The organism is Paenibacillus residui (assembly GCF_042677205.1).
GTDB lineage: Bacteria > Bacillota > Bacilli > Paenibacillales > NBRC-103111 > Paenibacillus_L > Paenibacillus_L residui.
This window is the reverse complement of the sequence record NZ_JBHTIU010000003.1, coordinates 25,936-50,157: the sequence shown is the minus strand read 5'-3', so window position 1 is coordinate 50,157 and position 24,222 is coordinate 25,936. Positions and strand designations below refer to the sequence as shown.

The following is a 24,222-nucleotide window of genomic DNA, read 5'->3' as shown; positions in this document are numbered from 1 at the left end:
GGGGCAGGCGTGCAGCCGCTGTTCTAACGAGCCTGACGACGCCCGCAGGCGATCCTTACTTACGTTATGGGCTGTCAATTTACTTTTATCAGAATGGCCCGTCAGTAGGCGTATACATCCTTCCATTTCTGCGTATAGGTGATACGGTATCGGGATTGCAAATATTGCCGGACATCCTGGCCGCTCAGCTCCTTCAGCGCTTCTTGTCCCTGAACCCTCTCCTTGCGCGCATCCATCGAGACAAGCAGCAGGCCGTTTCGTTCGCGGCTAACGCTGGAGGCTTCCATCACCCGTACTAGCACCTGATCTACATTGGTATGGTTTTGCAACCCGAATTTCGACAATTCGTAAAGATCATGATACACACGGCTGGCTGTCGATCCGGCGGGAGCTCCCAGATCGATCGACAAGATCGAGTTATTCCAATCTACCCGGCGGATGTTAAGCTGTAGAGGAAGCATGGTCATTTTATCTACCAGATTCTCATCGCTCAAGCGCGTTGAATGATTTTCCTTGAACACCGCCAGCTCGTTATCATTCATCAAATTGAACCTCTCCCACTGAGGCAGAGTGCTGAGAAACAATGCTATAGCGGCAGTAATCAGACAAACCGACAGAATGGCGGCTGGCCATTTCATTTGAAGAGACCTCCCTTTACCCGCATAAGGATTTTCAGGCGAATTACCTTGTCTTCATAAATGATTGCCTACCACCATTGTACAATGAAAAAAAGCAGGCTATGCCTGCTAACTGCATTTAATCGTCCGTCTCCATGACTCCGAACTTCGTCATGATCGTTGCCTTGCCCCTCACTTTAACCGCCGATGTATGCTCGGTAAACTGGGCGATCATAACCTCACCCTTGTCCAGCTTCTCCGTGTGGTGGAACCGGGTGTCGTTCCCTCTCGTCAACCCGATAACATGCACTCCATTATCCTTGGCCTTAATAATAAAAAAGTCACCTTGATTATTCAAGATCGGCATCCTCCCAAACATGAAGAATCTCTTCTGTTTCCTAATGATGCTAAAAAAACAGGACAATGTCAACCGGGGAAGTGAATCTTCGACTTCCAATCGATCAGCTCAATCTAGTTAGAGGCATTGCATCAAAAAGAAGCGAAGTGCAGGACATGCTGTTTTCAAAAATAGCGATCAATAAAGCAAAACCACTCTCCCCTGTGTACAAAGTACACTGAAGAAAGTGGTTATGGAACATAAAATCGGAGTAACAGGATTTGAACCTGCGACCTCACCCACCCCAAGGGTGCGCGCTACCAGGCTGCGCTATACCCCGATGCATAAGCTGCAAAAATTAGTATATCGCCTCCCAACCGGTAAGTCAAGACCTTATTCCTTATTTGTTGTATTCTTCCTGTCGGGCGGCTTCCACTGCCGCAGTGCCCCAATGATTCGAAGCAAGGATAAACGGCTATCGTCCTTTGGGCAGGCGTGTTTAACGATGAAATGTAAAAAAAGCTCCTAACGGAGCCATCTCGAAGATGATTAACCCGGTATTAGAGGAAGCTTTTATGCCAATTAGAAAGTTTGTTCCATTTTAATGCTTAATGAACTTAAACTTTCTAATGTGGTAAGAACAGATATAAGGTGAAATTTATACTTTTATAAGTTGAAAAAACCGTGCGCGACAAGGCGGCACGGTTTATGAAATCGGATATGTAAACAGGAGATTATTGAATTCCATCTCTCAGAGCTTTCCCTGGTTTAAACGCAGGTACTTTGCTGGCTGCGATATCGATTTCTTCACCCGTTTGCGGATTCCGTCCTTTACGCGCGGAACGCTCACGAACTTCAAAGTTTCCAAAACCTACCAATTGGACTTTATCACCGCTTTTCAGAGCTTCGGAAATAGCATCGAATACGGCTTCAACAGCCTTAGTAGCGTCTTTCTTGGACAGCTCCGACGTTTCAGCCACTTTAGCAATCAATTCGGATTTATTCATAGTCTTTCACCTCCTCCAACGATAATTAAATGTCCTTACTCCATGTGTTAACGGATTACTCGCAAAATATACGTATTTACAAGGAAAAACGAACAAATTTATAGTAATACACCTTTGTTGCATTTTCAAGTATTCTACAATCTTTTTTTTAAAAATAAAAATAAAGAACACTCCGGGGAGTGCTCTTTAAACCATGACCTGCTCTTATTTAAAGGATGATTGCGATCAAACCGCCAGAGCCTTCATTAATGATCCGGCCCAAAGTTTCCTGCAGTTTATAACGCGCATTATCCGGCATCATCGCCAATTTTCCTTGAATTCCTTCGCGTACGATGGAATGCAGCGACCGTCCAAAAATATCGGATTCCCATATCTTGAGCGGATTTTCCTCGAAATCCTGCATCAGGTAGCGCACCAATTCTTCGCTTTGCTTCTCGGTGCCGATGATCGGCGAGAATTCGGATTCCACGTCTACCCGAATCATGTGAATGGATGGCGCCGTTGCCCTCAACCGAACCCCGAAGCGAGAGCCCTGACGGATCAATTCGGGTTCGTCAAGCGCCATTTCCGCAAGAGTCGGAGGAGCGATGCCGTAGCCGGTAGTCTTCACCATTTCCAACGCTTCCGCAAATTGGTCATACTCCCTCTTCGCATGAGTGAATTCCTGCATCAATTGCAGCAGATGATCTTTGCCGCGGATTTCCACCCCGACGACTTCCATCAATATTTTGTCATACAATTCGTCCGGAGCGTACAAGTCGATCTCGGCGACGCCCTGACCCATGTTCATTCCGGCCAAAGCCGCCCTGTCAATAAAGTCATATTCCGAGAATTGCCCCACGACCCGGTCTACATCCCGCAGCCTGCGGATGTCCTGTACAGTCTCTCTGACCGAGCTCTCAAAGCTGGTGCGCAGCCAATGGTTTTCCTTCAGAACCATGACCCAGCTGGGCAGGTTGACGTTCACTTCGTGAACAGGGAATTCGTAGAGCACCTCGCGAAGAACGGACATACATTCTTCTTCGCCCATTGTCGCTACACTCATCGCCATAACCGGGATATCGTATTTGGCAGCCAATTCATGACGAAGCTCCTGTGCGGAATCACTGTATGGTTTCATCGTATTAATGATCAGGATGAACGGTTTGCCGACTTCCTTCAGCTCGGCGACGACCCTTTCCTCGGCCTCTACATAGGAGGAACGTGGAATTTCCGAAATGCTGCCGTCCGTTGTAATGACAACCCCGAGTGTGGAATGCTCTTGAATGACCTTGCGCGTGCCGATCTCGGCCGCTTCCTGGAACGGAATCGGATCGTCGAACCATGGGGTCGAAATCATTCTCGGGCCGTTCTCATCCTCGTATCCCTTGGCCCCTTCCACCGCATAACCGACGCAATCCACCAGGCGCACATTGACGTTTAACCCTTCCGTCACGGTGATTTGCACCGCATTGTTAGGAACGAACTTCGGTTCCGTCGTCATAATGGTTCTTCCAGCGGCGCTTTGCGGCAGCTCATCCGTCGCGCGCACACGGTCCGCCTCATTGCGAATATTTGGCAATACTCCTGCTTCCATAAACCGCTTGATGAATGTTGATTTCCCAGTGCGGACCGCTCCCACGACTCCTAGGTAGATGTCACCGCCGGTTCGTTCCGCGATGTCCTTAAAAATATCGATTTTCTCCAAAAAGATCCCCTCCTACAAGGTTTATTGACGAAGCACGCGCTTTGGACGAACCGGAGAACGTTCCCGGATCGGTTCGTGTGCGGCCACACTCGTACATACATTGGACTAGTACTACTATATGTACAGGTTTATGGATTATGACAACATTTAACCCCCTCGCTTCCTTTTCCTAAGGAGTTTTCGACCAACCCCCAATAAAAGAAGGCTACTTCTATCATATATGTGAGAGAGCAACAGGTTATTCTACAAAAAAACTCTATAGTCATAGATCAATGACCATAGAGTTTATCGGAGCTTGGATTAAGCAGTTCGCGTAACAGCTTGCCTCTCTCAAATCGGGCATTCAGCTCTGTCCGAAAGAGTTTACCAATTTGGGCATACCGTCAATCCATTTATAAGGTAGGGACCACGCCGGCACAAACAAGGATTCCGCAACAAGAATTTCGCGCAGATCCGTATCGGGACCGATCGTTTCCGAACCTTTCTTTTCCATTACCTTCATTATATCGAGTGCATAATCAATATAGACGTCACCCGTATCTTCCACCAAAACAGGAAGCGTCTGGCCGGAATTCGGGCTCTGGATCACCGGCTTCTTCATCCGTAACTGCTCAAAATCGAGCAAATAGACGCCTTCCGCAACCTTCTCCCCCTTAGGGAGCTTTCCCTGCTTGTCCCTATAAGCGAATACTTCTCGCTGAATATCCACCATTTGCTGATACAGGGGCAGATCCATCAGCTTCACCTTGGGCTCTGTTTCAACATCCACCAGAACGTAGATGGCGGTTCCTCCGTTCTCGAACGAATTCGTCGGAACCATGCTCAGCAGGTTGGACTGAGTCAGTTTGTTGAAATCAATGAAATACTTTTCGTATATTGGCGTATCGCTTTCCTTATTTTTGATAGGCAGTACTCCGGTTCTTTCTTTATACTGGTCAACGGCATTCTGCACAATGACAATAAATTCCCCCGAGGCCGGAGCATTCCGCTTCTTCACCTCGCCGGAATACATGCAGCCGCTAAGCAGCATAACCGTCAGTATCAGCATCAGACCGGTTAACGGCTGCCTCCAGCGTCTAGACCAACGCAAGTCAGCTATCATCTCATTCATCCTTTCCGGGCACGTTCAGCCCGTCCTCCTCCTGCCTCTCGGCTAACAGCTTGCGAACCGCTGCCTTGAGCGGATCCTCCGGGATATGAACCTCTACATTCCCGGCTACTCTAGCCTGACATGCCAGTCGGAATCCATCCCCCATCAGGGAGCCAAGCTTCTGCTTCTCGTTCAGGTTAGCAGGGGTAAGCCCAGACTGGTCCGGCACCTTGACTTTGCACATCAGGCAGGCGGCTCTTCCGCCGCAGCGTGTGCGTATATGGGCCTTGGCCCTGCGGCCCGCCTCCAGCAAAGTCGTTCCTGGACGAACGTTAATCTGCCTCTCATCAGGCCAAAACCGTACCTCGTTCATCCTATCTTCCTTTCCCGGCTTTATGCGACGGCATATTCCTACCGAGCTTATCGGAGTGGATATTACCTTATTTTCAAACTTCTGTCAAACGGCTGATTTGCTCAACAACGGACGGAGTCAACCGATTATCTTCCACAATAAGTTCCAAGGCGGGAAAGTATTGATCGGGAGCCTGCTTCATTCTCGCGGCAATTGGCTCATACCGATCCTCCCTCGCCCGGAGGACGTTAAAGACCAGCTCATGAGCCAGCGGCATCAAACGTACCTTACATCCGCCCAAGCCAACCTCCGGGCTGTAAGGAAACAAAGCGCCTACATTGACATGATAGCTGCCGGCAGCGGTTGAAATCCGAAAATCCGAGACCAGCTCTAGCGGCATGCCCGCAATATGGAAGTGAGCAAGCCGGGAGGAATAAATTTCCGTCTCACTCGGCCCAAGCTTGTCCGTCGCGAAATCGTTAAGCAGAGAATAAATCTCCTCCGCATCCTTCGAATCTGTGTATACATCAATATCTCTGGGCTGCCGCGATAAATCGACTCCCTGCAGCAGAAGTCCGCTGCTTCCTCCAAGCAGCCACACGGTGTCGTAGCGGGCTTTCTTCAGCTTCCCGGCCATAACTCTGATCGCGTATTCTACATTATCGTCAAGCTTCATCGTATACCGCGCCTTCCGGTCTAATCTCCAAACTAAACTTCTCAGCAGATTCTTACGATGTTAGACAGTATAACCATCTCATCTATAGGTTTCCATTCTTTATTCCGCACCTGCAGCTGAAAAGTGAAATGACCGGGGTCTTTCAGCAAGAGCCCGGGTTCGATTTCAATCATTCAAAATAGGTGGGGTCCGGCGGGATCGGATTTCTCCTCCGTTTCCTGGTGCGGACTTCTAGAAATAAGTCTTGTTGGTGGCCTTAATCGGTCCGATTTCTTTAATTCTGGCCTGACAGCCGAGGCGGAACCCCTCATCGAATTCCTCCGGATCCAGACGGGCAATTTCCGCTTCCGTAGGTTCCTCGAGTAATTCCATTCCTTGCGAAATGTAGCACCTGCAGCGGGCACAAGTCCCCCTTGTACAGGAAAATCCCCAGTCTACATTATTTTTAAGGGCCAGTTCAAGAATGGACAGGCCCGTTTCAGGTTGTACCGTTTTCTTCCCAAAGCGGCCCACAAGCTCGAGCATTCTTCGATTACCTCCAATGTCAGTTAAATCATGGAAAGCAGCATGTACAGCAAAATCGGAACAAAAAGAAGAAACGCAATAAGAGAAAGGATAAATCGGACAAAGCCTTTGGTTTTTTGTCTGGCATACGTAATCAGCACGGTAGCGACCAGCATCAAGCCCATCGCAACGAACGATGCCCACATTTTATCCAAACTGCTCAAGATTTGATAACCTCTCTTTCCAAAATCCGCATCTTATGTATTATATCATTCTGCTAATTGTTTTTGTAATCCGGTCTAACCAACAAATCGGTGACAATTGTGTGGACATCCAAGCTGTGTACACGGCAGGGAAAATAAGAGCTCTTCGATTCCATGAGATTTAATAGCCCTGTTATTCCGCAAAAAAATAAAGGACCGAATTCTCGGCCCCTATTCCCCAATCAAGATTATTTTTTGGATATCATTTTCATCAATTGCTCCAGGCTGTTCGGATTCACTTTGCTGCTTTTTACCGCTTGAATAATATCATTCATAGTGGATTCCGACACTTTCACATTGACCAGAGACGATACTTGGCGGATCAACTGCCGGAGCTGCTCTTCGCTCTGCAAGGTGGACGGCTTCACTCCACTGGCCAGCTTCTGAATATCTCTCTCGGAAATGGATTTTCCGGTCTTGTTCTTGACCACGTTCAATATGTCTTTGGGGTTTTGTTTGCCGCTCATCCTTTCCCCTCCCTTAGTCCAGTCTTCGTTGCACTAAGGTATAATATGTACGAAAAGCGGCAAATGTGTAGGCGGGGTACTATCTAATTCCAGCGAAGGTGTCCGCTCTGCGCCACTTCTTCCATTTCATGCGTTGGAACGCGGCCCATTAAATCCTCTACCGCATCTTTAGCCTGTTTGCCATTGAACAATACCTCATACAAAGCCGCTGTAATCGGCATTTCGACCTGATATTTGCCGGATAGTGCGTAAGCGGCCTTGGTTGTCTTCACGCCTTCGACGACCATGCCCATAGTTTCCAGTACTTCTTCCAGAGCGGCTCCCTGTCCAAGCATATGGCCCGCACGCCAATTCCGGCTGTGCCGGCTGGTGCAGGTGACGATCAAGTCGCCGACACCCGCCAGACCGGCGAACGTGAGAGGACTGGCACCCATCGCCGCGCCGAGCCGAGCGATCTCTGCCAACCCGCGGGTCATCAGCGCCGCCTTGGCATTATCCCCAAAGCCGAGGCCATCCGACATCCCTGCTCCGAGAGCAATGATATTCTTCAGAGCGCCGCCGATTTCCACGCCGCTGACGTCCGGATTCGTATAAACGCGAAAATACGAGTTATTCAGCAAATCCTGAGCCGCATATGCGGTCTCCAGACATTGAGCGGCCACTACCACGGTTGTAGGGCTCTTCTGAACCACTTCCTCGGCATGACTCGGACCGGACAATACGACAATTCGGTCATGGTCGTATTCCGGCAGCTCCTCGCTGATGACAGTGGACATGCGCTTGAGCGAATCCGCTTCGAAGCCTTTGGTTGCATGAATTAATAACGAATCGGGACGAAGCCAAGGACGGATTTGACGAACAACCTCCCGCATGCCATGCGAAGGCGAGACCACAAGAACACCCCGCGAATCCCGGACCGCCTCTTCGATGGAGGTAGTGGCTGTAATATTGTCAGGCAGCACGGTATCCTTCAGAAACCGGCTGTTGCGATGAGTCCGGTTGATTTCCTCCGCCTGCTGTCCGGACCGGGTCCACAGGACGACCTCGTGGTTATTCGAAGCCAGAACCGTTGCAAGCGCCGTTCCCCAGCTTCCGGCTACAAGGACCGTTGTTTTGCTTTTTCCCATCGTATTCCTGCTCCTTCCTTCACGATCCCAGCGGGATCATCGTTTGCTTCCCAGCTTGTTCTCCTGTCCGCGAATCAGCTTCATAATATTCGTCCGGTGACGGACAAAGGAAAATACGGCAATAAGCAAGCTGCCGATCAATACCGGTAGAGGTTCTCCCATTATCCATATAGAAATAGGAAGTAGGCCAGTAAAAATAAGAGAACCCAACGATACGTACCTTGTTATGAATATAGAGCCGATGGCAATAATTCCGGCAAACAGAGCGGGCAGGAAGCAGAGGGTCGCCGTCACGCCGATAGCGGTCGCTATCCCTTTGCCCCCTTTAAAGCCGAAATATACCGGCCAGTTATGCCCTGCAATAACGGAAAGTCCGGCCCATACCGGCACCCAATCGTTTTCTCCTCCGAGCCATCGTCCAATCCATACTGCGGCGATTCCTTTAATCACATCCAGAGCAAGCACAGCGATGGCCGGTCCCTTGCCCAATATTCTCAAAGTATTGGTTGCCCCGGCGTTACCGCTTCCATGCTTGCGGATATCGATTCCCTTCAGCAGCTTCCCCGCAAGAAAGCTGAAGCTGATGGAACCAAGAAGATAACTGATAATCAATGCTGCAAAAACTTGCACTCGCGCTCCCCCTTAACCTTATTCATCCGAAGACTTTTTGCGAGTAATGATTCGTACCGGAGTCCCCTCGAAGTTAAACGACCCCCGTATTTTGTTCTCCAAATACCGCTCATAGGAAAAATGCATCAATTCGGGGTTGTTAACGAATATAACGAAAGTGGGAGGCTTGACAGCTACTTGAGTCACATAATTGATTCGCAGTCTTTTGCCTTTGTCGGTTGGCGGCGGATTAATCGCTACGGCATCCATAATGACATCATTCAACAGGTGCGTCGTTATGCGTGCCGCATGATTCTCAGCCACCTCAGACACAACCGGCATCAGCCTGTTCAGCCTCTGCTTCGTCTTCGCCGAAACGAAAAGCACCGGCGCATAAGGCATGAACAAAAAATGATCTCTTATTTTTTGCGTAAACTGCTGTGTAGATTTGTCGTCTTTCTCAATCGCATCCCACTTGTTGACAACGAAGATGCTGGCCTTGCCGGCCTCATGGGCGTACCCGGCAATATGCTTATCCTGCTCGATTATTCCCTCCTCCGCGTTAATGACAATCAGAGCCACGTCAGCGCGTTCTATCGCCTTCATCGCCCTCATGACGCTGTATTTCTCCGTTGTTTCATATACCTTGCCCCGCTTGCGCATTCCGGCCGTATCGATCAGCACATACTGCTGTCCGTCTTTCTCGAACGGGGTATCTATCGCATCGCGAGTCGTCCCGGCGACATCGCTGACAATGACCCTTTCTTCACCCAATATGGCATTAACCAGAGAAGATTTGCCGACGTTGGGGCGGCCGATCAAAGCAACCTTGATAACCTCATCGCCATAAGGATCCTCCGTCTCCGGGGGAAAATGTCGGGCTGCGGCTTCCAGCATGTCTCCCAATCCCAACCCGTGAGCACCCGAGATGGCAATCGGATCGCCGAAGCCCAGGCTGTAAAACTCATAAATGAGCTCCTGTCTCTGGATATTGTCCACTTTATTAACGGCCAGCACAACCGGCTTGCCCGATTTGAACAGGATGCGCGCGATTTCTTCATCGTCCGGCGTGACGCCTGCCTTGCCGTCCACCATGAACAGAATGACATCGGCCTCTTCTATCGCTAATTCGGCTTGAACCCGCACCGATCTAAGGATCGAATCTTCTCCATCCAATTCTATACCGCCGGTATCGATGACATTAAAGGATGTTCCGAGCCATTCACCGGTTCCGTATAGCCTGTCTCTTGTAATCCCGGGTTTATCTTCCACGATGGCCATCCGGTCGCCCACGATCCAATTGAAGATCGTTGACTTGCCGACATTGGGACGGCCAACGATGGCAATAACGGGTTTTGCCATTCCATCCACTCCCTATACTCCATGCTTACTCTTTTTTATCCATTCTCCATCATAGCAAAAATGCTTATAAATGGCTAATTAATGTTTAACGATGATCATCGTCCCGTTCTCTAAATCATGGGCCATGGCATCCAGTATTTTCTCCAGCTTGAAGGCTACCGTCTGCAGCTCCTCTTTATTTTCCGTAATAAATAAAGGGGCTCCGCCCGCGTTGACCTTGTCTTTGTGCATCGTTATAATTGCCAGAATCGGCTTGATGTCCATCGTCTTCATCATCCTTTCCAACTAACCGGTGATGGCAGGCTTTCTTGTCTTTCCTCGTTTTTCCTGCTGTACTTGCCTCCGCAAATCCGGATTATATTTTCGCCTGGTTGGGCATCTTTATCGCACTTTCCAGCAGTGGAACGTTGAGGAATACTTTCTCCGCCTTTGTCCCGTCTCTGTCGATAGGCATGAGGAAGACGCCCAGCCGGCCATCGTTAATGTCCAGCTTCGACAAGGGGATAAGGGACGGCTCTCCGGAATCGCGGTAAATCCCCAAGATGGTTGACAAGTCATGCAGCAGCGCCTGCCGCTGTCCAAGATTGGCCAGAGCTAACCGGCCGTTGGTGCTTCTCGGAGTGGCGATCAACCCCAATCCTCGCTTGGCAATCAGCTTCTGCGATTCCTCCAGGCCCACGTTCATGATATAAATGTCTCCGACATACAGATTGGGGCCTTCCACTCTCACTTCCGCACAGCGGACATCCGCAATAGCGCCTACCGTCTTGCCCGACCGGAACCGGAAGCTTATGAATAATGCCAACAAACCGAACAGAACTCCCCAATACCAGGCGAACAAAACACTGAGCAGCGTCGTCACGAATGCGGTAAAAATAACCAGGTAATTCCTCCCTTCGAATACCATTGCAATGCCTTCGATATAAGATGCTCCCCGTGGTACGAGCTCCATCTCATCCAGCTTGGACAAGGTTTCCCTCTCCATATTGCGGACGTCGCGAAACTGCTGGGCTGCCAGCGAGAGAAATGTAACGGCCGTATAATCTTTGCCCAGCAAAGAAGGGACCGCTACAGCACCAAGGCCCGCCGCAATCACTCCCAACGAAATATGGATTATCCGGCCGTGAGGATAAGTAGGATATTGGCGGTAATCTGTACGAAGAAGCATGATACGGGTCAATACTCCGTATAAAACTCCTATGATTACCCCAGTCAGAAATTGGTTCTCGATAATTAAGCGCATGCTATTCTTTCTCCTTCCGGGCCTCTGTCCATTGCTGGAACCACGTTCTTGTCATCAAAGCAATGTATCCCAACGCTGCCGTTATGATTCTCGCGCTGAAGGCAAACAGCCACCAATGATCCTTCATATGCCCGAAGCCGAGTCTATAACCGGCCAATGAAGCATGGGAATACATTTGCAGCAAACTGCCGGAAAGAATGCATAGAGTGATACAGGCCAATTGGGCAATCGGATTTCGATACAGGCTGATAACAAGCAAACCGATGAGCAAGCCCAACCAAAGCTGGGAGCTTCCGGGCAGCCCGGCCAAAGATAGCGATATTCCGTTCGCAAGGAAATAAAACAGGCCGAGTGTAAGTCCGCAGGCCATCAAGTAGAAGACGGATATCTCTTCGGGAAGGGCCAACAGCAAGAAGAAGAACAAGATAACAAGTCCGGCGTAGGGTCCGCTTATTGTCCATTGCCCGAGAGAAAACTTCACTTCGGAAAGGGCAAAGCAGCCGATGAAAAACAAAGTGATCGCTCTGGCGGAAACGCCTCTAAGCAGTGCATCCTTCCAACCGCTCACCAACAAGATAACGGTTATACAAATTAATATGTAGGACAAGTATCCCGGATTCATTTCGGCTCACCTGCGCTATATTTTTCCCTGACACTTGCAATTTTAGTATGGATCAATAGGCCGTTTCCCATCCTGCCCTTGTCCGAAATAGAAAAAAGCATCCTGGTACTGATCCAACTTTATGTCGGATCAGTACCAGGATGCTGAATGGCGAACTGCAAAGAAACAGACGGATCCGCAGACCCGTCTGTCGATGGTAGTATTACTTAAACTTGCTCAGCTTGTCGCCGAAACGCTCGCCGAGCGTCAGGCTCAGGCTTTGGTTAGGTTGAGCCACATAATCATTGGCAGAATCTTTCTCCTTGCGGGGCTTCTCCGATTTCGGCGGAGCGGCAGGAGCTTCTTCCGTTTCTTTAATGCTCAGGCTGACACGCTTTTCCGCAGGATTGAGGTCCAGAATTTTAACATTGATTTCCTGTCCTTCTTCCAGTACCTCATGCGGGGTTCCGATATGACGGTGAGCGATTTGAGAAATGTGGACAAGCCCCTCAACTCCCGGAGCAATCTCAACAAACGCTCCGAAGCTTACAAGACGCTTAACCGTACCGGGTACGATGGCCCCTGGTTGAATGTGATCGCCGAGCTGCTCCCAAGGTCCGGGTTGAACAGCCTTCATGCTCAGGCTGATCCGCTCGTTCTCCGGATCTACCTTAAGCACCTGCACCTTCACAATATCGCCTTCCTTAACAAGCTCGGATGCCTGCTCAACATGATGCCAAGCCATTTCCGAAATATGGACCAGCCCATCGATTCCGCCGATGTCTACGAATACGCCGAAAGGAGTCAGACGCTGAACGGCTCCTTCAATTTCCTGCCCTACTTCGATGCTGTTCAAAATTCTTTGCTTGTTGGCTTCGAATTCTTCATCCAGAACATCCTTCTGGGACAGGATGACTTTGTTCTTCTCGCGATCGAGCTCTTTCACTTTCAGGCGCAGGGTGCGTCCTTTATAGTCACTGAAATCTTCGACATAATGGCGCTCCACCATCGAGGCGGGAACAAAGCCGCGAAGTCCTACGTCTACGACAAGACCGCCTTTAACGACGTCGGCCACAGCGGCTTCGATCGTTTCCTGGCTGTCCAGCTTAGCTTGCAATTCATCCCAAGCCTTCTCGCTGTCGACAGCACGCTTGGACAAGACGAGCTTCTCCTTCTCGTCATCAATCGTTACTACCTTCAATTCCACCTCTTGACCTACTTCTACGGCAGCAGCCGCATTTTCCAGCGGAATGGAAGACAGCTCGCGCAATGGGATGATTCCGTCATATTTGTAGCCGATATCGACAAATGCTTGATCGTTATCTACTTTAACGACTTTACCTTGTACGGTATCGCCTTTTTTCAGTGCGGTAATGTTGGCATATCCTGCTTCCGCCTCTGCGGTTTGCTCCGCGTTGGCCTCCGTGTTTTCTTCAGGTGTGTTCTCATGCATTTTTGTTTCCTCAGACATTGTCAATTACCTCCTCGTTTAGCAACCCATATATGTAAAGATGGGCATGATAGACAATTTTTTAAAAGCTGTATAATTCCAAGATACCATGTCCATGCGCAGCAATCAATTTTTCGCCGAATTTTTATGATCGGCGATCATCGCGCGAATCGTTGTCATGATCTTCTCGGTCGCTTTTTCCAAATCCTCCGAGCCGCCTTCAGCGAATTCGGTTAGATCAACTGGCGCCCCATAAAGCACGATCATTTTAGAAAAAGGAGCGTAGCTGCCGACGATGCCGACCGGAATGACGGTCGCCTGGGCTTTAATAGCCAGCATGGCGGCCCCTTTCTTCCCCATTCCCCCTGCATTCTTGCGGGTTCCTTCCGGAAAAATCCCGAGGACGTTGCCGTCTTTCAGCAGCTGAATGGACAGGCGGATCGATTCCTTGCTGACTCCTCCCCGTTTGACCGGGAAAGCCCCGAGCTTGTGAATGAGCCATCCGAATCCCGGAATGTTGAATAATTCCTGCTTCGCCATATAGTGGACCTTGCGGTTAACAGGTATGCCGACAACCGGAGGGTCGAAATTGCTGATATGATTGGCACACAGAATCACAGGACCGCTTTCCGGAATATTTTCCAGTCCCTTGGCTTCCAATCGGTACAGGACGGCAAAAATCCCCCTTAATAAGGCTCTGCATACACGATACAGCATTAATTACCTTCCCCCGTCACTTTAGATCGGCATAGCTTGAGCACCGCTTCAACCACCTCGTTCAAATCCATGTCCGAAGTGTCTAGAAGCACCGCATCTTCAGCTTGAACAAGCGGAGAATGTACCCGATTACGATCCATCTCGTCTCTTTGGCAAATTTGCTTCTCCAGCTCGTCCAGGTCGATTCCCGGCTGATTCATTTCCTTGAAGCGGCGTTCAGCACGAATTCTCGGACTTGCAGTTAAGAAAATCTTCACCTCGGCGTCGGGAAGCACTGAGGAACCTATATCTCTTCCATCCATGACGACCCCTTTGGCCGCGGCTATTTTCTTCTGCTTCTCCACAAGCAGCTGCCGCACTTCAGGAATTTGTGCAATGATGGATACGGCCCGGTTCACCTCTTGCGACCGGATAAGCTCTGTCACATTCTCTCCGTCCACATAAACCTGTTGTCCGGACTCGTGAGCGAACAATTCCAGTTTCATATTACGTGCGGTTTCGATAACCGCTTCTGTATCTTCAGGACGAATTCCAAGTTGAAGCGCTTTCCAGGTGATTGCCCGGTACATAGCTCCCGTATCGACGTAAATATAATCCATAGCTTTAGCCACGTGCCGAGCTACCGTGCTTTTGCCCGCTCCTGCAGGGCCGTCTAGAGCAACATTAATTTTCTCCAAAAGTAGTGCCTCCCATAAAATCTGCCAACCGCTTAATACTTTCCTTCTATATTGCACAGGTCCAATAGCGGCCCCGGGCAATAAGAAAGATAACAGACCGTTGACTATAACCCGGCAGATAAAGCTGGAAAAATCTCTTCTCTGCCCGATAATATAACCTGATCCGGTCATCCAAAACAGGCGCAAGAAGCCTGCCAACGCTCAAGATTATACCATAATCAAAGTCATCATTGCAAAAACATCACCTTTTACGGATATCGATCTGCTTTTTGAAGCAATATCGGATGATGCTCTGTCGATCCCGTTCGGCGATTTCCGCAAACTGTACTATAATGATTGGTTTTCCGTTCTCTGACTCTGCTCGCCGCACCATATGGCCTGCAAACCGGACTTCTTCCATTGACTGAGGCAGCTTAAGCCGACCCTCCACTAGTCCTCCTTGGGAATAGGACAGTTCACCAGGACAACGGAAGGAAACTCCTCCACCGCTTATATCTTCCGTGATGGCACGAACCGCAGGCCGCCCTTGTACCTCCATAATCAACTCCAGCTGAGCGGGGACGCGAAGGAAACTGCGCCGCTGAATTTTGCTCACTGTACCCGGTTCGGGTTTCTTCAATCTAATTAAGTCTATGTTATCTTTGCGGTAACCGAGGACGCGGGATGGAAAATAATATTTCATTCCTCCTTCGGCAATAAATACGATTTCCAATTCATCTCCTATATGTAGACGCTTTAAACGGCCGGTTGTTTCGTGAATAGGAATTTGGATATCCAGAGCATCGTCCGAAACATCGGCTATACGCGATTTATATTCTTGTCCGGTTCCATCCTCGCCACAGGACAGAATGTATAACGAAATAACTTGATTGATATCTGGAAGCAAGTCCTCCACCTCCCAATAGGTATTAATACCTAGTTCTATTATACCATTTTGTTCTTGACAAAAAAGCCCTTTACAAGCAAAAAAAAGAAGAAGCCCTGGAACTCAAGGACTCCTTCCCAATATTTACCGCCGGTTTTTATTGAGCTGCTACAACATCTTGCTGGCGCAGGGGCTCCACTTTTTCCTCAACACCGCTGTTTGCATTTATAAATATTTTATAGTTTGAGCCGTTAACTTTTCCAGTAAATTCATAGCTGAGCGTTTCCTGATCCATATCGTTGCGAATGAGACATAAACGGGTTCCCGTCACCTCAAATTGCGTATTTAACGATTTGCGTGCTTCTTCCTCGGTTAAGGATGGCTTCCCGATCTCCCTGTCCTTGTGCTCGAGAACATAATCGGCGGCATGCAGTCCAAGTACTTCCCCGTTGTCCAGGGCCACTTCAACAACCATCTTCTCGGGATACACCACTACGTCGTTAATCCGGTTGGCAAAGGTAAGACTCGCTACATTGGCATATTCGTCTACAGACACCGGAGCCATCGTAGAAAAGCCGTGATGATCCAGAAACTCCAATGCCGAATCGCGGGCTGCCCGAAGGTCTATCGTCTTCTCCGTAACTTCTCTCGGTGCCATATACCAGATCAACTGGCCGCCCTTCTTCGTGTAATCCAGGTGGACTTCCCGGTCGGTACCCGGCTTCACGCCGGACACGGAGAAGGTGTTCGCCTCGGTGCCGGCTCCATTCTCATTAACCTGCAGACTTCCGTCATCCTGAACTCCAAGAAATTGTACGGCCCGTTGCTTCACCTCTTCCGCTGTCACTTCGTCTCCCGATAAAGCGGAGAACGACTTGTCCTGGTTAACGGTGGCCATCGTCGGTCCCCAATCCACTTCCGGATATTGGCTTACCTTCTGGTCCACCAATTGAAAACCGTCCACAATGACGTTGTCCAGCTTCTGCCCCTGCGAAGCTACCGCCACCTCTACATCCATCCAGCGCAGATTGTTGGCGATAATCTGATCCTGGACGCCTCGCAGCTCGTCTCTGATCTCTTTGGCCCTTTCATATAGGGTAAACAAAGCCTTCGATTCTTCCTCATTCAGAGGCTGCTTGGATAGATCTCTTACAGCAGTACGGTACGAAAATTTGGAGATATTGTCCAGAAAAAGAGCCGTTTTATTGAAGGGCAGCAGTGTTAAAGGAAGCTGGCTGATTTCATTCTGCGCCTGACTGGTAATTCTCCAGACATTGACAAGCCCTTTCCGGTACATATCGTGGGATCCGGAATTCACTGCGAGCGTATTGCCAAGCTCGGTATGCAGTTTATCCATGTGAGCGGTCAGGTCATGGAACGCTCTCTGGTATTGATTCTCCGCCTTGATTAATACCGTATTCTTCTCCCGGTTCTCCTGGTAGCCCCACACCCCCGTTCCGATTAGAGCAATGAGTAGTATCGGGAACATTACAGCGCTCAATCGCTTATACATACTTATATTCTCTCCTTTTAAATCAGCATTAGATGCACATAGCTTTCGTTAAAAGGAAAGGCTTTATTCATGCCCGGAGGGATAGATTAATCGCCCTGCCCCACAGGCTATGGAAGGACAACACAACAAAACAGAGGCTTCACAGCCTCTGTTCTCAGTCGTAATCCAGTATGTCGATATCAAAATCTCTTTCATTATCGCACAAACAACGTTTGAACCCGGTTTCGATCCGTCCCTTCTCCCGGTTTCCCTTCAGCACGAACCGCTCACCGCACGCTTTGCAGCGAATGCTTACTTTGACACGTGGATGCAAGCCTCATCCATCCTTCCCGAAAGGTATTCAACTAATTCTGATATCCGTCATTATTAGCTGAATGTGGACATTTTAACCTCTTCCTGCGGATGAAGGTGCCGACGGGAGGATCTGTCATTCGCTTTGCGCACCTTGCGCAAGCTTCTTACCCACAAAAATACCATAAACACAGCGATCAAAAACATCCAGTTGGTTCTCAGCAGCAGGATGTAATCGAATAACCCGTGATACAATATAGGGATACATATGGCAAATAGTAGAAAGCGTTTCTCTCGTTGTTGGGAAAACTTCGCTCTGCCCAGATGATATCCCATGGATACTCCGAACAGAGCATGACCCGAAACGGGGAGCAAAGCCCGAAGAAGCAAATCCGAGAATGTGACAAAATTCAACAGCGCGTAAAAAACATTCTCCACCGTCGCAAAACCTGCCGATACGGCAACGGAATATACAATTCCATCGTAAGGCTCATCGAAAAACGCATGCTTGTATAGAACGAAGTAAAGCACGAACCATTTAAAAAACTCTTCAACTCCGGCAGAATATACGAAGGAATATAATACAGGACTCTCTCCCAATCCAAGAACAAGCGCCCGCTGCAGCACCATGGTCGGAAACACGAGCAGCGCCCCGAACAAAAACATTCTGGCCACCATGTGCACAGGCTCGGGATCATACCGGTCCTTAAGATAAAAGTAAACTAGGAGTGCCATTCCTGGCGCAATCGCAGCCGTCAGAAGCGACAGCCAGAGCATTTAGACCCAGCCCCGGAATTTCGCCGCTTCCGCCATTTTTCTTGCTCCTACCATATAAGCGGCCAATCTCATATCTACTCCGCGTGTCTGATGCAATTGATAAACGTTCTCGAAGCCTTGAATCATAACCTCATGAAGCTTCTTGTAAACCTCTTCCTCCGTCCAGTAATAGCCCTGATTGTTCTGGACCCACTCGAAATAAGATACGACTACGCCTCCGGCACTGGCCAGAACGTCCGGAACAAGAAGTATTCCCCGTTCCGTCAATATTTTGGTCGCCTCGAGCGTTGTCGGTCCGTTGGCGGCCTCAACGACAATTCCCGCTTTGATCAGATGGGCGTTCTCATGAGTAATCTGATTCTCGATCGCGGCAGGAACAAGTATATCGCAAGGCTGTTCGAGAAGCTCTTTATTCGAAATCGTGTTGCTGAATAATTTGGTGACTGTCCCGAAGGAATCTCTTCGATCGAGCAAATATTCTATATCCAGGCCCTTCTCGTCATAGAGCGCGCCATATACGTCTGAAATACCGAGCACTTTGGCTCCCGCTTCGTGCATCATCTTAGCCAGGTAGCTTCCCGCATTGCCGAATCCTTGGATAATGATGCGGGCATCCTTCACATCGATTCCCCGCTTCTTGAGCGCCTGATCGATCATGATGGTAACCCCTTTGGCCGTCGCCGTTTCCCTTCCCTGCGAGCCTCCAAGCACAATCGGCTTTCCGGTAATGAATCCCGGAGCGTCAAATTCGCGAATCCGGCTGTATTCATCCAGCATCCAAGCCATGATCTGGGAGTTCGTCATCACATCGGGCGCCGGAATATCCTTGGTCGGTCCGACCAATTGGCTGATGGCTCTGACATAGCCGCGGCTCAGCCTCTCCAATTCGCCGAACGACATCTCTCTCGGGTCACAGATAATACCGCCCTTACCCCCGCCGTACGGCAAGTTAACAATGCCGCACTTCAGACTCATCCAGATGGACAGAGCCTTCACTTCGTCCTCGGTCACGTCGGGATGAAAGCGAACTCCTCCTTTAGTGGGGCCTACGGCATCGTTATGCTGGGCCCGGTATCCGGTAAAGACTTTAATCTTGCCGTCATCCATCCGGACGGGAATGCGGACGGTAAGCATACGTAACGGTTCTTTGAGAAGCTCGAACATTTCCTCCGAATAACCCAGTTTGGTCAGTGCCTCTTTCACTACTACTTGAGTCGAATGCAACACATTTAAATTTTCTGTTCCTCCCATGGATTCCACTCCGTTCAAAGAATGATCGTGCTAAGCCGCCCCGCGGCCAATCACCGTCGTCTCTATCCAGCAGTCGCTGTTACTAGCATACCACCAAGCCTCAGGATGTTTCCACAAAATCAACCGGATTTCGACATTTTTTTCAGGCTTGTCCACACAGGATGACGGGTCGTGTATAGGATTTGGAATGGTGAACGCCCGCCGGTATCTGCCTGGTCCACGAGGATAATAAAGTTTTCTATATGGATCGAAGCCAAGTCTGGTTATACAGCGCTAAGCCCCGGGATTCCTGACGCAGCAAAAAGCATCCGTCAAAAACAGAAGTTTTTGAAGATGCCTGAAATATTTATGTCACTTGAAATGAGTACACAAAACTTGAATGGCGTCCTGCCGGATGACTGCTTTCCCGTATTCCTCCAATACAGCCGGAGTTACCGAGGCTGCGTCCCCATATTCCGACAAAACAGCAATAATCGCCTGGTAATTACTGTCTTTCTCATCCATTCCTGCCGGATCAAGCTGAAGAATCCATTTATTCTGGTAAGAGTAAAGCGTACCGCCGTCCTTAACGAGCGGGTTAATCACCTTCGCCATTCTGAGCAGCTCTTCAAAGTCATGGAAGACGTAGGAGATCGTATCGCTTTGCTCCAGTGTTACCTCCATCTCATAGATATCTTCCTCTTCATCCAAGAGAGAGTCCTGGGAATCGGAGCCGTTCATCTTCCCTCTCGTAACGATGACCACCATTCCTTGGGCAGGCAGTGCGAACACTTCTACAGCAAGGGGACCTGTCGCGTCGAACCCGAGTTCCGAATAAGCCTGCTCCATCATTTCGCTGAACAGTTCATGAACCTTGGGAATTTCTCGCCACATATCTTCCTTCTGAATACCGCGTTCGGTCAAATCGTCAAAGGTTAGGAAAATTCTTATTTTATCCGAACTTAACCGCTCAATCTTCATATAGGACCCCCCTTCTACTTTCACATCTGTCGTTTGGAACCCCTAATAACAGATTATGAAAAATATGATTAATTGTGCTTTGGATTGTATAAAAGTTTATAGCACTATTATTATAGCATGTTCTTCTTCTTTATGGCCAATTTGTTGCAAAAAGATTGAGGGATAATAGTTTATTTCGGCAGCGTATTCCTTTCTTTGGTTTTACAATTGGGGGCCTAATAAATGATCTATAAAAAAGCTTTACTAATTATGTATTCGCTTCTTCGATTTACGGCCGCCCGGAAAATAAACCGTACTGTCTGACGGCGGCATGCAGAATCGTAAATATCAGGAGTTAAATGGTAATTCATCCCACAAACACATTTGAACTTATACTTTCAATTTGGATAAAAAACCTAGCGGGACAACTTACCGCTAGGCCTGTGCTCATGAAGTCAGCTTAAGAGCGAATAGGGCTGAATTCCGACTTTTGGTTCTGATTATGCTCCAATATTTCCTGCACCGTCGCTGTAAGCTCGGGATCCTTGCTAACAATTTCCTCAACGTCCTTGAGCTGATACTTGGACGTTTGCGTATTATCAGCGATGCTGCCGGCAGTCTTGGCTTCAGGCTGCTTTGGTTCGCTCGAAGCTCCGGTCTGGCTGGTTGCTGAAGCAAATCCGAAAACTTTGGAATTGGACATCATCTTCTGAGCTGAACCGGCAGCTTGGACAAGTCCGGACCAAACTTTATCGCGGTTGCGGCTGACATAGATGGCTGCCGCTGCTCCTGCAATTCCACCCATTAAAAAAGTGGCCATGCGCATTGATTTCGCCTCCCTAATAGTTACTTGATTCCGGTTCACAATTTATTGTTTGCCTGCTATATCAAACTTATCGCCGTGAAAAACAGGAAACCTCCGCCGGGCTGGGATTTCATGCCGATCTTAGTTACAATAGGGTAATCCGGTTTATTTTTACGCAGTTTAATTACGATTTTAATTAATCATGGGAGAGATATTTATGAAAAAGACTTGGATAGTTCTTACTCTGGGGACGGTTCTCCTCACGGCTTGCTCCGCTCCTTCCGCCGCGAACGGGCCGTCTGCTTCACCTGCGGATCCGATACCGTCCGCTACGCCGGTTCCGTCTCCGGAGCCGCCGGCAGATCCGACACCTGAGCCCGTTCCGGAGGCTCCTGCCATTGCCTATCGGATGAAAGACAATTACGCCCTGACTCCTTTAGATCCCGATGGAAACAAGAAGATGGTGCTGCTGACTTTTGACGATGGCCCGAAGGATAAGGAAATGATTGAATCCATGCTGGACACCCTCGACAAGCATGAGGCCAAAGCGATTTTTTTCGTCAATGGCTATCGGATTAAACAGAACCCCGAGCTGCTCCAGTTGATCCACGATCGGGGGCAAATCATTGGGAATCATTCTTGGGACCATATTGATTTGAAAAACGAAAGCAAGGAAACGATTGATCAGCAAATTGAAGACGTTCAGAAGATTGTCGCCGAGATGGTCGGCAGTGCGCCGAAGTTTTTCCGCCCTCCGTTCGGTTCGGCGAACGACTACGTGAAGGAGAAGGTGAAGGAAGAAGGAGCGCTCTTCATGACCTGGTCCAACGGCTCCCTGGACTGGGACGCATCGGCCAAGAACAAGCCGGAGGTCGTTATTCAAAATGTTCTGGACCAGCTTCATCCGGGAAGCAATATTCTCATGCATGAGCTCCCATGGACCGTTGAGGCGCTGGACACCTTGCTGGACAAACTCGAAGAGGAAGGCTACGGATTCATTGATCCCCGCACAATAGAAACGGATAGCCCTTGAGAGGCTATCCGCTGCCTGATGGCGGATTGCGGCGGAAGACAAGTCCGTTACGCCGCATCCTTCTTAAATCTTATTATACAGCCCATCACCAGATCGATTAGGAAATGGGCGATGATCGGGGTCCACAGCGTCCCGGTATGGATGAAGATCCAGCCCAGGCCGTAGCTGATGCAAAACACGAGGCCCGTCATCAGCCAATGCTGAAGATAGCGGACATGGATAGCCGCAAAGAGTATGCTGGTCCAATAAGGGCCCATCCAATGCTGCAGAGCCCCTCTAAACAGCAACTCCTCACAAACCGCCACTATGAAGCACAAAATTAGAATATGCCATAGGGGCCTCCTGCCAAACATCTTCTCATTAATCCCGCCATCATCCGTCACTTCCTCCGGCACCCAGCGGGAAATCAGCATATCCGCCGCCAGGACAACCAACGCGAACCCCGCTCCCCAAAGGACGGCCTGAATAGGATCCGTAATACTCAGCAGGGACGACAACCCGTTGTTCTTCTGAAACAGGATAAGAATAAGAGCCAGCAGCAGGCACGCTAACTGAGTGAAATATAAATTTAGCAGAATCACCCGGTCATCCAGCCTGCTGATATCGACCTGCCCTGCCTTCCATTTCTTAAATTTTAGCTTCCACTTTTTCATAGAATCCCTTTCGCGCTGTAACAGCTAGTCGTAAATAAAACCGCGGAGACCGGAAACTGCCGCCATCCCCCCAATTACATTAACGACATTCTCCAATCCGTTCTGCAGCAGGTAGCGGACGACCATCTCGCTTCTGACACCATGGGCGCATACAATATAAATCAGATTATCGGATGGAAGCTCCTTCATTCTTTCGGGAATACTATTCATTGGGATGTGTACCGCTTCCTCCAGGTGATAATAATCCCATTCCTCCTGCTCCCTGACATCGACAATAAGATCTGCAGCCAATTCCCCCGCCTTTAGCTTGCGGTCGAAATCTTCCGGTGTTATATTATGGTGAATCATGCGGATCTTCCTTTCTGCCAATGAGCTTTATGAAGCTTATTTGAAGGATAACGAAAAAAAAAGACGAATTCAAGCGGACAATGATTGCTTTTGCCGAGCAGCTTACTATAAAATAATAAACGGTAAGTTTCGGTAAAAGCCTTACATTCCAGTAGGAATGGTTAGAGTTTAAGGAGGAAAGAACATGTCAAATTTAGTCGTAGATGCTTTCATTGAAATTCCAACAGGAAGTCAGAACAAGTACGAGTACGATGAAGACAAGGGAGCCTTCATTCTGGACCGGGTGCTGTATTCTCCAATGCATTATCCGGCCGAATACGGTTATTTGAAGAACACACTGGCGCTGGACGGGGACCCGCTGGACATTCTCGTTCTGACTTCATTCCCGACGTTCCCCGGATGCGTAATCGAAGCCCGCGTGATCGGCGTCCTCATTATGACGGATGATAAAGGACCGGATGAGAAACTGTTAGGCGTTCCCGTGAACGATCCGCGCTATGACGGCGTAAATTCGTTGGAGGATATCCCTCAGCACAAGCTTAAGGAAATCGCCCATTTCTTCGAGGTTTATAAAGATTTGGAAAATAAGAAGACCGTTATCGAAGGCTGGAAGGATGCCGCTTTCGCCGCCAATCTATACCAGGAATGCCTGGATAGACACAGCGGGAAGTAAAGCGGAAGCCGGCCGGGAACAAGTTGACACAAAATTGTCTTTAATTAGTTGTTGACCTTTGCGGACTTGCATGGTACATTATGAAAAAATCAATAACGCAACATAACAGTGATGGAACCAAGCGTAAGGAAGCCTTCAGAGAGCCGATGGTCGGTGTGAATCGGCGGTGATAATTATGCGGAGCATTCCGGAGTTGCTGCGCTGAACAACGAGCGGATGAGAAGGATCCTATTCCCCATCATGCTTCGAAGTAGGTGCGGTCGGCAGAAGCCGTTATCTTCAAGGCCA

30 protein-coding genes, 1 tRNA gene and 1 other annotated feature (1 of these 32 only partly in view) are annotated in these 24,222 nt (G+C 49.1%); of the genes, 2 read left to right on the top strand and 29 right to left on the bottom strand.

Annotated elements, in window-relative coordinates; translation table 11 throughout:
- Positions 1-101: 101 nt before the first annotated feature.
- The 27 genes from ACFQ03_RS01265 to ACFQ03_RS01135 form a co-directional block, all read right to left on the bottom strand.
- Positions 102-638, bottom strand: coding sequence for a hypothetical protein (locus ACFQ03_RS01265; RefSeq protein WP_144933322.1), 537 nt, complete (start codon positions 636-638; stop codon positions 102-104).
- A 118-nt stretch (positions 639-756) separates the two neighbouring features.
- Positions 757-984, bottom strand: a complete 228-nt coding sequence (mtrB, locus tag ACFQ03_RS01260; RefSeq protein ID WP_186328195.1) for a trp RNA-binding attenuation protein MtrB — start codon at positions 982-984, stop codon at positions 757-759.
- A 236-nt stretch (positions 985-1,220) separates the two neighbouring features.
- Positions 1,221-1,294 (bottom strand) — tRNA-Pro (locus ACFQ03_RS01255).
- A 394-nt stretch (positions 1,295-1,688) separates the two neighbouring features.
- Complete coding sequence (locus tag ACFQ03_RS01250; RefSeq protein WP_144933323.1) at positions 1,689-1,961, bottom strand: HU family DNA-binding protein; 273 nt, start codon at positions 1,959-1,961, stop codon at positions 1,689-1,691.
- A 208-nt stretch (positions 1,962-2,169) separates the two neighbouring features.
- A complete protein-coding gene (spoIVA, locus tag ACFQ03_RS01245; RefSeq protein ID WP_144933324.1) occupies positions 2,170-3,648 on the bottom strand; it encodes a stage IV sporulation protein A in 1,479 nt (492 codons plus the stop codon).
- A gap of 343 nt (positions 3,649-3,991) precedes the next feature.
- Positions 3,992-4,750 (bottom strand): hypothetical protein, encoded by a 759-nt coding sequence (locus tag ACFQ03_RS01240; RefSeq protein ID WP_144933325.1) that lies wholly within the window; start codon positions 4,748-4,750, stop codon positions 3,992-3,994.
- Between the two features lies 1 nt (position 4,751).
- Positions 4,752-5,111 carry a 2Fe-2S iron-sulfur cluster-binding protein gene (locus ACFQ03_RS01235; protein ID WP_379285576.1) on the bottom strand — a complete coding sequence of 120 codons (360 nt, stop codon included), beginning with the start codon at positions 5,109-5,111 and terminating at the stop codon, positions 4,752-4,754.
- Positions 5,112-5,184: 73 nt separating this feature from the next.
- Positions 5,185-5,766 carry a nucleotidyltransferase domain-containing protein gene (locus ACFQ03_RS01230; RefSeq protein WP_379285574.1) on the bottom strand — a complete coding sequence of 194 codons (582 nt, stop codon included), beginning with the start codon at positions 5,764-5,766 and terminating at the stop codon, positions 5,185-5,187.
- Between the two features lie 231 nt (positions 5,767-5,997).
- Positions 5,998-6,291, bottom strand: coding sequence for a 2Fe-2S iron-sulfur cluster-binding protein (locus tag ACFQ03_RS01225; protein ID WP_144933328.1), 294 nt, complete (start codon positions 6,289-6,291; stop codon positions 5,998-6,000).
- 23 nt (positions 6,292-6,314) lie between these two features.
- The gene (locus tag ACFQ03_RS01220; RefSeq protein ID WP_144933329.1) at positions 6,315-6,494 is read right to left on the bottom strand and encodes a DUF2768 family protein; all 180 of its coding nucleotides are present in this window, start codon (positions 6,492-6,494) and stop codon (positions 6,315-6,317) included.
- 227 nt (positions 6,495-6,721) lie between these two features.
- Positions 6,722-7,000: a stage VI sporulation protein F gene (locus tag ACFQ03_RS01215; protein ID WP_150959805.1), complete on the bottom strand. Its 279-nt coding sequence runs from the start codon at positions 6,998-7,000 to the stop codon at positions 6,722-6,724.
- A gap of 83 nt (positions 7,001-7,083) precedes the next feature.
- The gene (locus tag ACFQ03_RS01210; protein WP_150959804.1) at positions 7,084-8,127 is read right to left on the bottom strand and encodes an NAD(P)H-dependent glycerol-3-phosphate dehydrogenase; all 1,044 of its coding nucleotides are present in this window, start codon (positions 8,125-8,127) and stop codon (positions 7,084-7,086) included.
- Between the two features lie 36 nt (positions 8,128-8,163).
- On the bottom strand, positions 8,164-8,757 hold the full coding sequence (plsY, locus tag ACFQ03_RS01205) for a glycerol-3-phosphate 1-O-acyltransferase PlsY (protein ID WP_144933332.1): 594 nt from the start codon (positions 8,755-8,757) through the stop codon (positions 8,164-8,166).
- An 18-nt stretch (positions 8,758-8,775) separates the two neighbouring features.
- On the bottom strand, positions 8,776-10,098 hold the full coding sequence (gene der / locus ACFQ03_RS01200; protein ID WP_144933333.1) for a ribosome biogenesis GTPase Der: 1,323 nt from the start codon (positions 10,096-10,098) through the stop codon (positions 8,776-8,778).
- 78 nt (positions 10,099-10,176) lie between these two features.
- Entirely contained in the window at positions 10,177-10,362 is a 186-nt protein-coding gene (locus ACFQ03_RS01195) for a capping complex subunit for YIEGIA (protein WP_186328190.1), read from the bottom strand.
- Between the two features lie 91 nt (positions 10,363-10,453).
- Entirely contained in the window at positions 10,454-11,341 is an 888-nt protein-coding gene (locus ACFQ03_RS01190; protein ID WP_144933334.1) for a YIEGIA family protein, read from the bottom strand.
- A 1-nt stretch (position 11,342) separates the two neighbouring features.
- Positions 11,343-11,963, bottom strand: a complete 621-nt coding sequence (locus ACFQ03_RS01185) for a hypothetical protein (protein WP_379285569.1) — start codon at positions 11,961-11,963, stop codon at positions 11,343-11,345.
- 202 nt (positions 11,964-12,165) lie between these two features.
- Entirely contained in the window at positions 12,166-13,413 is a 1,248-nt protein-coding gene (gene rpsA / locus ACFQ03_RS01180) for a 30S ribosomal protein S1 (RefSeq protein ID WP_186328191.1), read from the bottom strand.
- Positions 13,414-13,518: 105 nt separating this feature from the next.
- The gene (locus tag ACFQ03_RS01175; protein ID WP_144933336.1) at positions 13,519-14,109 is read right to left on the bottom strand and encodes a lysophospholipid acyltransferase family protein; all 591 of its coding nucleotides are present in this window, start codon (positions 14,107-14,109) and stop codon (positions 13,519-13,521) included.
- Complete coding sequence (cmk, locus tag ACFQ03_RS01170) at positions 14,109-14,786, bottom strand: (d)CMP kinase (RefSeq protein WP_144933337.1); 678 nt, start codon at positions 14,784-14,786, stop codon at positions 14,109-14,111. The genes ACFQ03_RS01175 and cmk overlap by 1 nt, the downstream gene beginning before the upstream one ends.
- A 241-nt stretch (positions 14,787-15,027) precedes the next feature.
- Complete coding sequence (locus ACFQ03_RS01165) at positions 15,028-15,672, bottom strand: flagellar brake protein (RefSeq protein WP_186328192.1); 645 nt, start codon at positions 15,670-15,672, stop codon at positions 15,028-15,030.
- Positions 15,673-15,808: 136 nt separating this feature from the next.
- Positions 15,809-17,164 (bottom strand): germination protein YpeB, encoded by a 1,356-nt coding sequence (gene ypeB / locus ACFQ03_RS01160; protein WP_144933339.1) that lies wholly within the window; start codon positions 17,162-17,164, stop codon positions 15,809-15,811.
- Positions 17,165-17,318: 154 nt separating this feature from the next.
- Complete coding sequence (locus ACFQ03_RS01155; RefSeq protein ID WP_186328193.1) at positions 17,319-17,477, bottom strand: hypothetical protein; 159 nt, start codon at positions 17,475-17,477, stop codon at positions 17,319-17,321.
- A gap of 53 nt (positions 17,478-17,530) precedes the next feature.
- Positions 17,531-18,232 carry a glutamic-type intramembrane protease PrsW gene (prsW, locus tag ACFQ03_RS01150; RefSeq protein WP_144933340.1) on the bottom strand — a complete coding sequence of 234 codons (702 nt, stop codon included), beginning with the start codon at positions 18,230-18,232 and terminating at the stop codon, positions 17,531-17,533.
- Positions 18,233-19,483: a Glu/Leu/Phe/Val family dehydrogenase gene (locus tag ACFQ03_RS01145; protein ID WP_144933341.1), complete on the bottom strand. Its 1,251-nt coding sequence runs from the start codon at positions 19,481-19,483 to the stop codon at positions 18,233-18,235.
- Positions 19,484-19,834: 351 nt separating this feature from the next.
- A complete protein-coding gene (locus ACFQ03_RS01140; RefSeq protein ID WP_144933342.1) occupies positions 19,835-20,443 on the bottom strand; it encodes a genetic competence negative regulator in 609 nt (202 codons plus the stop codon).
- Between the two features lie 439 nt (positions 20,444-20,882).
- Positions 20,883-21,248, bottom strand: a complete 366-nt coding sequence (locus tag ACFQ03_RS01135) for a hypothetical protein (RefSeq protein ID WP_150959800.1) — start codon at positions 21,246-21,248, stop codon at positions 20,883-20,885.
- A 196-nt stretch (positions 21,249-21,444) separates the two neighbouring features.
- On the opposite strand from ACFQ03_RS01135, the gene ACFQ03_RS01130 reads away from it, so the two are divergent.
- The gene (locus tag ACFQ03_RS01130) at positions 21,445-22,260 is read left to right on the top strand and encodes a polysaccharide deacetylase family protein (protein WP_144933344.1); all 816 of its coding nucleotides are present in this window, start codon (positions 21,445-21,447) and stop codon (positions 22,258-22,260) included.
- Between the two features lie 47 nt (positions 22,261-22,307).
- On the opposite strand, the gene ACFQ03_RS01125 is transcribed toward ACFQ03_RS01130, so the two are convergent.
- Positions 22,308-22,913 (bottom strand): CPBP family intramembrane glutamic endopeptidase, encoded by a 606-nt coding sequence (locus ACFQ03_RS01125; RefSeq protein WP_379285563.1) that lies wholly within the window; start codon positions 22,911-22,913, stop codon positions 22,308-22,310.
- 24 nt (positions 22,914-22,937) lie between these two features.
- The gene (locus ACFQ03_RS01120) at positions 22,938-23,261 is read right to left on the bottom strand and encodes a rhodanese-like domain-containing protein (protein WP_144933346.1); all 324 of its coding nucleotides are present in this window, start codon (positions 23,259-23,261) and stop codon (positions 22,938-22,940) included.
- Positions 23,262-23,445: 184 nt separating this feature from the next.
- On the opposite strand from ACFQ03_RS01120, the gene ACFQ03_RS01115 reads away from it, so the two are divergent.
- On the top strand, positions 23,446-23,934 hold the full coding sequence (locus ACFQ03_RS01115) for an inorganic diphosphatase (protein ID WP_379285561.1): 489 nt from the start codon (positions 23,446-23,448) through the stop codon (positions 23,932-23,934).
- A 99-nt stretch (positions 23,935-24,033) separates the two neighbouring features.
- Positions 24,034-24,222, top strand: a binding site (T-box leader) (it continues 80 nt past the right edge of the window).

Coding starts and splice junctions, on each gene's coding strand:
- ypeB (WP_144933339.1), bottom strand. CDS start 17,164: ATGTATAAGCGATTGAGCGCTGTAATGTTCCCGATACTACTCATTGCT.
- ACFQ03_RS01115 (WP_379285561.1), top strand. CDS start 23,446: ATGTCAAATTTAGTCGTAGATGCTTTCATTGAAATTCCAACAGGAAGT.
- ACFQ03_RS01250 (WP_144933323.1), bottom strand. CDS start 1,961: ATGAATAAATCCGAATTGATTGCTAAAGTGGCTGAAACGTCGGAGCTG.
- ACFQ03_RS01145 (WP_144933341.1), bottom strand. CDS start 19,483: ATGGGAGGAACAGAAAATTTAAATGTGTTGCATTCGACTCAAGTAGTA.
- ACFQ03_RS01175 (WP_144933336.1), bottom strand. CDS start 14,109: ATGCTGTATCGTGTATGCAGAGCCTTATTAAGGGGGATTTTTGCCGTC.
- der (WP_144933333.1), bottom strand. CDS start 10,098: ATGGCAAAACCCGTTATTGCCATCGTTGGCCGTCCCAATGTCGGCAAG.
- ACFQ03_RS01225 (WP_144933328.1), bottom strand. CDS start 6,291: ATGCTCGAGCTTGTGGGCCGCTTTGGGAAGAAAACGGTACAACCTGAA.
- ACFQ03_RS01195 (WP_186328190.1), bottom strand. CDS start 10,362: ATGGACATCAAGCCGATTCTGGCAATTATAACGATGCACAAAGACAAG.
- ACFQ03_RS01240 (WP_144933325.1), bottom strand. CDS start 4,750: ATGATAGCTGACTTGCGTTGGTCTAGACGCTGGAGGCAGCCGTTAACC.
- ACFQ03_RS01120 (WP_144933346.1), bottom strand. CDS start 23,261: ATGATTCACCATAATATAACACCGGAAGATTTCGACCGCAAGCTAAAG.
- prsW (WP_144933340.1), bottom strand. CDS start 18,232: ATGCTCTGGCTGTCGCTTCTGACGGCTGCGATTGCGCCAGGAATGGCA.
- ACFQ03_RS01135 (WP_150959800.1), bottom strand. CDS start 21,248: ATGCGCATGGCCACTTTTTTAATGGGTGGAATTGCAGGAGCAGCGGCA.
- ACFQ03_RS01190 (WP_144933334.1), bottom strand. CDS start 11,341: ATGCGCTTAATTATCGAGAACCAATTTCTGACTGGGGTAATCATAGGA.
- ACFQ03_RS01125 (WP_379285563.1), bottom strand. CDS start 22,913: ATGAAAAAGTGGAAGCTAAAATTTAAGAAATGGAAGGCAGGGCAGGTC.
- rpsA (WP_186328191.1), bottom strand. CDS start 13,413: ATGTCTGAGGAAACAAAAATGCATGAGAACACACCTGAAGAAAACACG.
- ACFQ03_RS01210 (WP_150959804.1), bottom strand. CDS start 8,127: ATGGGAAAAAGCAAAACAACGGTCCTTGTAGCCGGAAGCTGGGGAACG.
- ACFQ03_RS01235 (WP_379285576.1), bottom strand. CDS start 5,111: ATGAACGAGGTACGGTTTTGGCCTGATGAGAGGCAGATTAACGTTCGT.
- ACFQ03_RS01140 (WP_144933342.1), bottom strand. CDS start 20,443: ATGAAGATTGAGCGGTTAAGTTCGGATAAAATAAGAATTTTCCTAACC.
- ACFQ03_RS01185 (WP_379285569.1), bottom strand. CDS start 11,963: ATGAATCCGGGATACTTGTCCTACATATTAATTTGTATAACCGTTATC.
- mtrB (WP_186328195.1), bottom strand. CDS start 984: ATGCCGATCTTGAATAATCAAGGTGACTTTTTTATTATTAAGGCCAAG.
- ACFQ03_RS01230 (WP_379285574.1), bottom strand. CDS start 5,766: ATGAAGCTTGACGATAATGTAGAATACGCGATCAGAGTTATGGCCGGG.
- ACFQ03_RS01215 (WP_150959805.1), bottom strand. CDS start 7,000: ATGAGCGGCAAACAAAACCCCAAAGACATATTGAACGTGGTCAAGAAC.
- ACFQ03_RS01265 (WP_144933322.1), bottom strand. CDS start 638: ATGAAATGGCCAGCCGCCATTCTGTCGGTTTGTCTGATTACTGCCGCT.
- ACFQ03_RS01130 (WP_144933344.1), top strand. CDS start 21,445: ATGAAAAAGACTTGGATAGTTCTTACTCTGGGGACGGTTCTCCTCACG.